This window comes from Methylobrevis pamukkalensis (assembly GCF_001720135.1).
GTDB lineage: Bacteria > Pseudomonadota > Alphaproteobacteria > Rhizobiales > Pleomorphomonadaceae > Methylobrevis > Methylobrevis pamukkalensis.
In genome coordinates this window covers 1-7864 of record NZ_MCRJ01000148.1, presented here as the reverse complement: position 1 = coordinate 7864, position 7864 = coordinate 1, and the positions used below count along the sequence as shown (strand labels likewise).

11 protein-coding genes and 1 pseudogene are annotated in these 7864 nt (G+C 70.2%); 1 reads left to right on the top strand and 11 read right to left on the bottom strand.

Annotated features, from left to right (window positions below):
• Window positions 1-53: 53 nt before the first annotated feature.
• From A6302_RS18230 to A6302_RS18200, 7 genes are all read right to left on the bottom strand, one after another.
• Window positions 54-938, bottom strand: coding sequence for a DUF2163 domain-containing protein (locus A6302_RS18230; RefSeq protein ID WP_069308231.1), 885 nt, complete (start codon window positions 936-938; stop codon window positions 54-56).
• Window positions 935-1126 carry a hypothetical protein gene (locus A6302_RS18225; protein ID WP_141703920.1) on the bottom strand — a complete coding sequence of 64 codons (192 nt, stop codon included), beginning with the start codon at window positions 1124-1126 and terminating at the stop codon, window positions 935-937. Before A6302_RS18225 ends, A6302_RS18230 begins: the two co-directional genes overlap by 4 nt.
• A gap of 254 nt (window positions 1127-1380) precedes the next feature.
• Window positions 1381-1611, bottom strand: coding sequence for a hypothetical protein (locus A6302_RS18220; protein ID WP_069308229.1), 231 nt, complete (start codon window positions 1609-1611; stop codon window positions 1381-1383).
• Between the two features lie 3 nt (window positions 1612-1614).
• Window positions 1615-2271: a lysozyme gene (locus A6302_RS18215; protein WP_425349176.1), complete on the bottom strand. Its 657-nt coding sequence runs from the start codon at window positions 2269-2271 to the stop codon at window positions 1615-1617.
• Between the two features lie 134 nt (window positions 2272-2405).
• Entirely contained in the window at window positions 2406-2756 is a 351-nt protein-coding gene (locus tag A6302_RS18210) for a hypothetical protein (protein ID WP_069308227.1), read from the bottom strand.
• Window positions 2753-3379 carry a DUF2460 domain-containing protein gene (locus A6302_RS18205; protein WP_069308226.1) on the bottom strand — a complete coding sequence of 209 codons (627 nt, stop codon included), beginning with the start codon at window positions 3377-3379 and terminating at the stop codon, window positions 2753-2755. The genes A6302_RS18210 and A6302_RS18205 overlap by 4 nt, the downstream gene beginning before the upstream one ends.
• Entirely contained in the window at window positions 3379-5286 is a 1908-nt protein-coding gene (locus A6302_RS18200) for a phage tail tape measure C-terminal domain-containing protein (RefSeq protein ID WP_210183386.1), read from the bottom strand. Before A6302_RS18200 ends, A6302_RS18205 begins: the two co-directional genes overlap by 1 nt.
• A gap of 10 nt (window positions 5287-5296) precedes the next feature.
• On the opposite strand from A6302_RS18200, the gene A6302_RS22415 reads away from it, so the two are divergent.
• Entirely contained in the window at window positions 5297-5815 is a 519-nt protein-coding gene (locus A6302_RS22415) for a hypothetical protein (RefSeq protein ID WP_141703918.1), read from the top strand.
• Here the strand turns inward: A6302_RS22415 and A6302_RS22410 are convergent.
• The 4 genes and pseudogenes from A6302_RS22410 to A6302_RS18185 all read right to left on the bottom strand — a co-directional run bounded on the left by A6302_RS22410 (window position 5784) and on the right by A6302_RS18185 (window position 7828).
• Entirely contained in the window at window positions 5784-5987 is a 204-nt protein-coding gene (locus A6302_RS22410; protein ID WP_141703916.1) for a DUF7697 family protein, read from the bottom strand. The genes A6302_RS22415 and A6302_RS22410 overlap by 32 nt on opposite strands.
• 22 nt (window positions 5988-6009) lie before the next feature.
• Window positions 6010-6447: a hypothetical protein gene (locus tag A6302_RS18195; RefSeq protein WP_069308225.1), complete on the bottom strand. Its 438-nt coding sequence runs from the start codon at window positions 6445-6447 to the stop codon at window positions 6010-6012.
• Window positions 6447-7336: pseudogene (locus A6302_RS18190) on the bottom strand (phage tail tube protein). The gene A6302_RS18195 and the pseudogene A6302_RS18190 overlap by 1 nt, the downstream one beginning before the upstream one ends.
• A 72-nt stretch (window positions 7337-7408) precedes the next feature.
• Entirely contained in the window at window positions 7409-7828 is a 420-nt protein-coding gene (locus A6302_RS18185) for a nucleoside phosphorylase-I family protein (RefSeq protein WP_069308224.1), read from the bottom strand.
• Between the last annotated feature and the right edge of the window lie 36 nt (window positions 7829-7864).

Here is a 7864-nt window from a genome sequence, read left to right as displayed (position 1 = left end):
CCGTGCCGACGAAGCCGTCGTCCTGAAAACGGCGGCGTTCTCTTCCAGCATGCTCAGAGAACGCCGCCCTCGTGCCCACCATCCTTCGTGGCGTAGCGGAGGACGGCGTCCTGGCCGGGGATGTGCGGGAAGCCGCGGAAGTTGACGGTGTTCGTGAACTTCGCGCCACAGGTTTCCATGCGCTTGTCGCAGCCCGCGCGGATGGTGAAGGCGTCGCCCTCGGCGATCGCGCGCACCGGCGCTTCGAGCAGGGTCAGCACCGCGATGCCGTCCGTCACGTCATGGCCCAAAACCTCGGTGCGTCGCCCGGCGTTCGCGCCGCTGGTCCATTCGATGGTGCCGAAGGTGAACCAGCCTGAGGTGAAGCCGCCGAGCCCCGAGGCGGTGAAGGCCCGGTCGCGCAAAAGGTCGATCACCGCGCCCGTGCCCTTGAAGGCGGGGTCCTCGAGATTGACGCCGCAGTGCGCGTCGCCGAGTTCGGCGTCGCAGGTCGCCTGGAAGGTCCGGCCGACCGTCTGGCCCAGCACATGGGCGAGCGAGCGCACCTCCGCGACGAAGGCAAGCCGCCCGCGCCGGATCTGGCCAATGGCCCCGCGACGCATGAGGACGCGCTGGCTCGTGTCGGCCCAGTTCACCCGCCAGACCTCTACCTCGGCGTTGTCCCAGCGCCCATCGAGTATGTCGATCTCGGTGATGCGGTCCGAGGTCAGCACGCCCTCGGCATCCTGCGCATCGACCGACAGGTCCAAACCAGAACGGACCTCCGAGGCGATCAGCCCGCTCTCGGGCTCGAAGTCGGTGCCGTCGAAGCCCAGCGTCCGGTCGTGGTCAGTGAAACCGAAGGTGACGCCATCGGCACGCGTGATCCGCCAGCACCAGGCAAGCGTGGTCGTGCCCTCGTCGAGATGGGCCTGCAGCGAGGGATCGAGGGTCTTCATCGGCAGGTTCCCGTCATTCGGTCGTCGAGATCGGCGATCCAGCTCGCCCAGTCCGGCGGCACGGCTGCGACAGTCTCGGCGGGCGGCCGGGCGAGCCGCGCCTCGGCATAGGAGGCGCAGCCGGCGTCACCAGCCCCCATCGTTGCGGCGCAGCCGGTCAGCAGGATCGCCAGCGCCGCGGCCGTCACGAACCGCATCCCGCCCGCGCTCGACACGCTTGTTCTTGTCTTCCATGGCATCGCGTTCCGCCTTCCGTTTGCCTGCGCGTCCCCCTTCCACGCGGCCGCAGACCCGGCCGAGGACGACGCCCCCGACCGCGCCCAGAGCCGCGACCAGCCAGATCAGAAGTTCAGCCATCGTCCCGCTCCCCGCGCCCGGCGGTCACGCAGAGGGCGACGACGAAGACCCCGAGCTGCCGCCCAGGACCACACCGGCGAAGAACTCAAGCATCGCCGCGGAACCCGCGCTCGATCCGGTCGCGCAGACCGATCAGGCCCAAACCGAGGAACATCAGCCCTGCGGGCGAGGCATCGCCAGAGCCGGCGAGCAGCACGACGAGCCGGGACAGTTCCCCGAGCGGCCCGGTGGCGGGCAGCGCGAGGGAGGCGATGCCGGTGAGCATGGCGAGAAGTCCCGCCCACCAGGTGAGCGAGTTGGGTCGGACGTAGCGCATGAGTCAGGCCCTCCGGATCAGGGTGGAGAAGAAGGCGGCCAGCCGAACGAGCCAGCCAGTCGGCGCGTCGGGCGCAGGATCGAGGACCGGCGGCCTCGGCAGCGGCGACGGCCCGCGAGCCAAGGCCAGAGCCTCATCCTCGGTCAGGCGACGAATCGGCCGCGAGAAGTCCACCCGGCCCGTGCGGCCCACGGACCAGACAGGGATCGTGCCGCCGGGATAGCGGGCGTGGCGGAACAGGTCGCGCTCGGCTTCCCGGCGCGGAATGATCGAGGCCGGTCGCCGCCAGTTGAGAAACGCGTCGGCGGCTGCAACGCGATTGCCGGCGTTGAGGTGCCGGGTCAGCGCGGCTTTCGCGATGCCGCCGGTGTTGTAGTGGAAACTGACCAGTGCATCGAACTCGTGCGGCGCCAGCGGCACCTTCACGGCGCGCAGGACCGCGGCCTCGTAGCGCGCGAGGTCGGCGCGGAAGACGCGGAACGCTTGGCGGATCCCGGCATCAAGATCAGCGGGCATGCCGCGCGGCATGGTGGCGGGATCGGGCGGCCCGGCCGCGGCCGTGTGGCCGATGCCGAAGGTCCAGACCTGTTTCACATCGAGATAGGGTCCGGGCACGAGTCCTTCGTGCCGGACGAGGGCCAGCAGGCCCCGGTCAGTCATGTGCATGGGATTACCTGAGAAGCGAGAGGATCAGGATCAGTGCCGCGACGACGAGACCGATACGCAGGCGGTGAGCGAAGGCCTGCCGAGGGTCGGCAGGGTCGCAGCGGAGAGAGCGCGCGAGGCGGAGAAGGTCATTCATCGCCGCCGCCTTCGTTGGCGCGGCGCAGGCGGGCGAGCAGCATCTCGATGAAGGCCGGGCCGAAGACCCCGACGAGATAGGCGGCCGAGCCCGCCGCCCCGCCCGCGGGGATCGCCTCGGGCGAAAGGCCCAGCCAGGCGGTGATCACGGCCATGGAGAGGCTGCCCATCCCGGCCGCAATCAGCCCGCCGAGCAGGATATGCCGGAGAGCATCGCGCAGTCGCATCTTCGTGGTCAGCGCGTTCGTCGCGCCCCCGAGCGCGCCCCAGGCGGCGAGGATCACGGCGGTCGAGGCCGCGAGTTCGCGCAGCACGGCCGCAACGAAACTGCCGGTATCGTTCATCGCCGGATCTCCAGAAGCGGAATGGAGGTGATCGAGCCGAGCCGTTCGAGGTCGAGCGTCACGTCGAGCACGTCGGTGTCGAAGCGGACGGGTACGTCGAATTCGAAGCCCGCTGTCAGGGCGATGCCAGCGCCCGGCGCGGCGCCGAAGGTGACGACGCCGGTCGCGGTATCGACCGACCAGCCGGACAGCTGCTCCACCCCGCCGAGCGCGATGCGCACGGTGCCCGCCTCCGGCTTGGCGATGGCGCGCGACCAGGATTGCGCGCCCGAGGCGTAGCGCTTCACGAGCTGGAAGGCGGTCGTCGCGCCGTCGCCGGTGCCGATCGCCTGATCAGTGGGCGACGGCGTGCCCGATGGCAGGCAGGACTTGTGGTCGCCCCAGTCCTTGAAGCGGAAACCGTGAAGCCGTCCGTTGCGTGCCTCGAAGAAGGCGACCACGGCGGCGAGATCGTCCGCGCGGCGGATGCCATAGGCGATGTCATAGCGGCGGCGCGAATTGGCCCAGCTGGCGTTGCGTTCCTCGTCGCCCGATGCAAGCTCGATGATCTGCGTGCGCCGTTCCGGCCCGCCCCGCGCGCCTCGGCTGATGTTGTCGGGAAACCGGAGCTCGTGAAACGCCATCACATGCCCCTCCGCCCGAAGGACACGGCACGGGCGATGTCCGCCGCGACCTGCGTGCGCGACTGCCGGAAGCTTTCGGCGTCGCGGGCCATGATGGTCACGTTGACGCCGGCACCGCCGTAGCTCTGCGCCTCGCGACGCGACAGCACGCGCTCGCCGCGTTGCAGGATCGCGGGCACCTCGTCGTGACGAAGCCCGGCCATGCCGCCGCCATGCATTCGCGGCGCAGCAGCAAAAGCGATGGCCGGGACCATCCGCGAAGGTCCGGCCGATCCGACCATCCCGCCCGCGTGCAGGACGTTGGCGAAGATGCCGCCCGCGCCGGAGAACACGCCCGAGAGCGCATTGGCGATTGGCCCGAGGATGAACCGGCGCGCCGCGAGCTGGGCGAGATCGGCGAGCAGCGAGGTGACCAGGTCGCGGAAGTTCAGCTTGCCGGTCTTCACGAAATTGCCCACCGCGTTCTCGGCCGACTGGAAGGCACCGACGAGGCTCTGGCCGATGTCGCCGCCGATTTCGCGCGCCTTGCTGGCATAGTCCGACAGCGCCGCAGTGACCGCCTGCCAGCCGGTGACGGCTGCCTCGGTCGCGGGCTCCGCTGCCGCGGCAGCAGCTCCGGCCGCCGCACCGGCACCAGTCGCAGCCCGTCCCGCATCGCCGAGCGCCGTCTCCAGCCGCTCGGCCGCGCCGCTGGCGGCCAGCGCATCGGCACTGGCCTCGTCGGTGCCGCGCACCGCGTCGCGCAGCGCCTGCCAGCTTTCGAGGGGCGCGCGGGCCCCTTCCGCCAGATCGCGGGCCGCGCCGCGATAGAGGTTCGCGGATTCGAGCGCCCGGTTTGCCGCGTCGGTCACGCCGAGATCGGGCGCAGTGAGCGGATTGTCCTCGAAGGCCCGGTCGAATGATGCCTGCGCCGCTGTCGTGGCGGCACTGGCTGCACCCTCGAAACGGTTCTCGATCTCGCCGAGATCGAGGTCGGGCACCAGCGAGATGCGCCGCTCCGACCCGAGCGCTTCCAGCCCCTGGTTGATGCCGTCGATGAAGCCGTTGATGCGCGAGACCACGCCGTTCAGCATCGCCTCGACGCCGTCGACCAGGCTGTTGGCCGCCTGGAACGCCAGATCGCCGATGGCGGCGGGCAGCAGGCCCCAGATCGCCTTGATCGCCTCGTAGGCGCCCTCGAAGGTGTTCGCCGCCGTGTTGCCGAAACCGACGACGCTCTCGATGGCGCTCTGCATGCCCGATGCGGCGTCGGCCTTCAGGTCGAAGAACATCGCCGTGGCGGCCGCGCCCGCCGCAGCAGCGCCTATCCTGATCCGCTCCCAGACCTCGACCGCGACGTCCTTCAGGAGCGACATCGCCTCGCCGAAGCCGCCCGCGCCGGAGACGAGACGGGTGAACTGGTAGACGAGCTCGCCCGCGCCGACAATCAGCGCCCCGATGCCGGTGCGGATCAACGCCCCACGCAGGACGACCAGCGCCGTGGCGAGGCCGCGCACGGAGAGCGCAGCAGCTGCCATGCCCGCGACCCAGCGACCGGCGAGGAAGGTTGCGAAGGTGGCGGCATAGGTTGTGAGGCGGCCGATGTTGTCGAAAAGCCCGCGAATGGCGATGCCGAGCGGGCCGGTGCGGCTCGCGACAGCCGCCATGGCGTCGGCGACGGATTCGAGCGCCGGAGCAGCGGCGACAGCAAGCTGGTTCGACAGCCCGCGCCAGATCAGCCCGAGCCGCGAGATTGCATCGTTCGTCCGCTCGATCTGGTCGGCATCCTGTTCTGAGACCACGACCCCGAAGGCAAGCACGTCCTCGGTCGCCTGGCGCAGCGTCGCGGTGTCGATCCGGCTCATCGCGATGGAGCCTTCCTCGCCGAAAAGCTGCCCCGCAACGGCGGCGCGCTCGGCGGCAGGCACGAAACTCTCGATGGCGGCGTTGATCGCACCAACCCGCTGGTCCAGCGGCAGCGCGATCAGCTCGTTGGCCGAGAGCCCCAGCCGGTCGAGCGCGTCGGGCGGCGGGGCCGGTCCCGGCCGCAGCTTGGCTGAGACGGCGCGTCAGGTCCTTCGTCGCCTGCTCGATACCGGACATCGACACGCCCGCCAGCTCGCCTGCGCGCTCGAGCGTCTGGATCGAGGCGACGGTGGTGCCGAGCGACTGCGCCAGCTTGGCCTGCGCATCGACCGTCTGGAGGCCGGAGCGGATCATCGCCACGCCAGCGGCGGCTGCGGCGGCCACCGCAGCGGCTGCCGCGACCCGGACCCGGCGCGAGAAAGCCGCGAGCCGGGCGTTCACCGCCTCCATCTCCCGGCTCAGCCGTCCGAAGCCGCGCGACCCGGCTTCGCCGACACCTTCCAGCTCGGCGCGCACCTGCCGTCCGCCGACCGCTGCGAGGCGGACGCTGACCCTCTTCTCAGCCATGGGAGTGATCCATCTGTTCGTTGAGCTTGGTGACCATCACCGCTTCGATGACGGGCAGCAGTTCGGCCATGGCGAGCGGCGGCACGCCGAGCGCGTCCCCGAGGGCCAGCGCCGCCGACATGTCCCAGCCAATCACGGCGCCCGGCAGCACGCGCAGCTGACCGCCAAGCGGCCGACGAGATCCCAGACCTGCCAACCTTCCGGCGTTTCCGGACGGTTCAGCCGCGCCGGGCAGTCCGGGCAGGCTTGCTCGCAGGCTTCGCAGTAGCGCTCGCCCCCGCCGAAGGACCATTCGGCGAGAGCGCGGAGGCGTTTTTTTCCTGTTCCAGCAGCAGGCCCTTCGAGACGTAGGTCAGTTGGAAGGCCTCGAAGATCGGCCAGACATCGAGCAGGGCGTCGATGGCGCCCGGGCTGGGATCGATCAGCTTGCCGTCCGCATCGCCGATGCCCTCCCAGGCGAGCACGGCGCGGCGCGCGAGCGCCTTGGCGAAGGCGACCGCACGCTCCTCGTCGCTGGCATCTTCCGGAACTGCCTCCACAGCCGGATCGCTGCGCGTCGCCACCATCAGCGCGGTGGTCAGGGGTCGCAGCTGCACCCGGACGCCGGGGGCGAGATCATGCCAGCGCGGGGTGTTGGTCAGGTCGAGCGTCAGCATCAATAGGTCTCCACATCGTTCACGAGGGTTGCGGTGCACATCCGGCCGACGGTGCTGTCGCGGGCGGCCTGCCAGTCGAAGGTGGCCTGCACGCCCTGCGGCCCGGAAATCTCGATCCGGGGGCGCGGCAGATAGACGGCGTGCACCGTGAAGGTGAAGCTCTCGCCCGAGGGCAGGACGTAGGCGAACTCGAGCTCGCAGGCCTCGCCGTTGATCGCCTGCGTCACCAGCGTCTGGTCGGCGAAGCGCACTTCGATCGAGCCCGTCAGCGCCGCGATGGACGGGTCCGCCCCGTCGATGCGGCCGTCCGAGCGGATGGTCTCGATCCGGTCGAGATTGTTGGCATAGGTGATGTCGGCCGAGACCACGTTGCCGAGGGCCGAGCCGTTGCGGGTGATCGACCCGTTGAAATGCCCGAAGCGCTTCAGCTCCAGCGCGGCGGGCGTTCCGGCGCTCGTCGTGGTCCCGACCGTCTCGCCCTGCGCCACCAGCCGGGCGGTCGCGGTCAGCAGCCCCGAGCGCTGCATCTGCCAGGTGATCTGGTCGAGCACGCAACCGGAATACATGGCGTAGCGCGGCACCTCCGGCATGCCGGTCTCGATAGAGAGGCTCGGCAGGGTCCAGGCACCCGACTGGAACTCGTGCGTCCAGGGGCCGGTGCCGGTCGTCGTCGGCGCGCCGAAAGCTGCCTTCAGCCAGAAACCGAGGCCTCGGCATCGAGCGGCACGACGACGTCGCCGTCGGCCGTGACCGCATCCTTGATCGGCGCCAGCGGATCGCGGCCGTAGCCCAGCATCTCCGAGTTCAGAAGCGGCTGTTCCGCGCCGAGCGTGGTGCTGGCGAAGGGCATCTTCGTGAAGCCGCCAGCGGGCGGCGTGCCATAGGTCATCTCGAACGCAAGCGCCATCTGCGCCCGCGCCCCTTGGGCTCGTGCCATGGTGTTCTCCTCGGGTTGTCGGGATCAGCCGAGCGGATCGGCCGTGGTGTAGTGTAGAATGACCGGGATCACGGCCGCCTTCAGGCTCGCCGTGCCCTCGACCGGGAAATCGACCGGCCTCGGCGCTTCCGCCTCGACCCAGTCGCAGAGCCCACCCAGTGTGCGGTCGGCGGCGAGTGCCGCGCCGATGCCGGCGGTCAACGTGTCGAAGGCGGTGTCACGGCCGGTGCCCTGCACGACAGCCTCGATCTCGGCGCGATGCTGGTAATGGTAGCGAAGGGGCGACAGCGTCACCTCCGGCTCTCCGGGCTCACCGTCGCGCAGGATCAGCAGGCCCTCGACCGGCACGCGCTCTGGCAGCACCTCGCCACGCAGGGTGGTGGCGGGCAACGCCGAAAGCCGCGCGTGCAGCGCGGCGAAGATGGTTTCGCGTGGGGTGGGCATGAGATCGCTATTCTGTTAGGGCAAAAAAGCCGCTGC

Coding starts and splice junctions, on each gene's coding strand:
- A6302_RS18230 (WP_069308231.1), bottom strand. CDS start 938: ATGAAGACCCTCGATCCCTCGCTGCAGGCCCATCTCGACGAGGGCACG.
- A6302_RS18220 (WP_069308229.1), bottom strand. CDS start 1,611: ATGCGCTACGTCCGACCCAACTCGCTCACCTGGTGGGCGGGACTTCTC.
- A6302_RS18215 (WP_425349176.1), bottom strand. CDS start 2,271: ATGACTGACCGGGGCCTGCTGGCCCTCGTCCGGCACGAAGGACTCGTG.
- A6302_RS18210 (WP_069308227.1), bottom strand. CDS start 2,756: ATGAACGATACCGGCAGTTTCGTTGCGGCCGTGCTGCGCGAACTCGCG.
- A6302_RS18205 (WP_069308226.1), bottom strand. CDS start 3,379: ATGGCGTTTCACGAGCTCCGGTTTCCCGACAACATCAGCCGAGGCGCG.
- A6302_RS22415 (WP_141703918.1), top strand. CDS start 5,297: ATGGCGGCGTTGATCGCACCAACCCGCTGGTCCAGCGGCAGCGCGATC.
- A6302_RS18195 (WP_069308225.1), bottom strand. CDS start 6,447: ATGCTGACGCTCGACCTGACCAACACCCCGCGCTGGCATGATCTCGCC.
- A6302_RS18185 (WP_069308224.1), bottom strand. CDS start 7,828: ATGCCCACCCCACGCGAAACCATCTTCGCCGCGCTGCACGCGCGGCTT.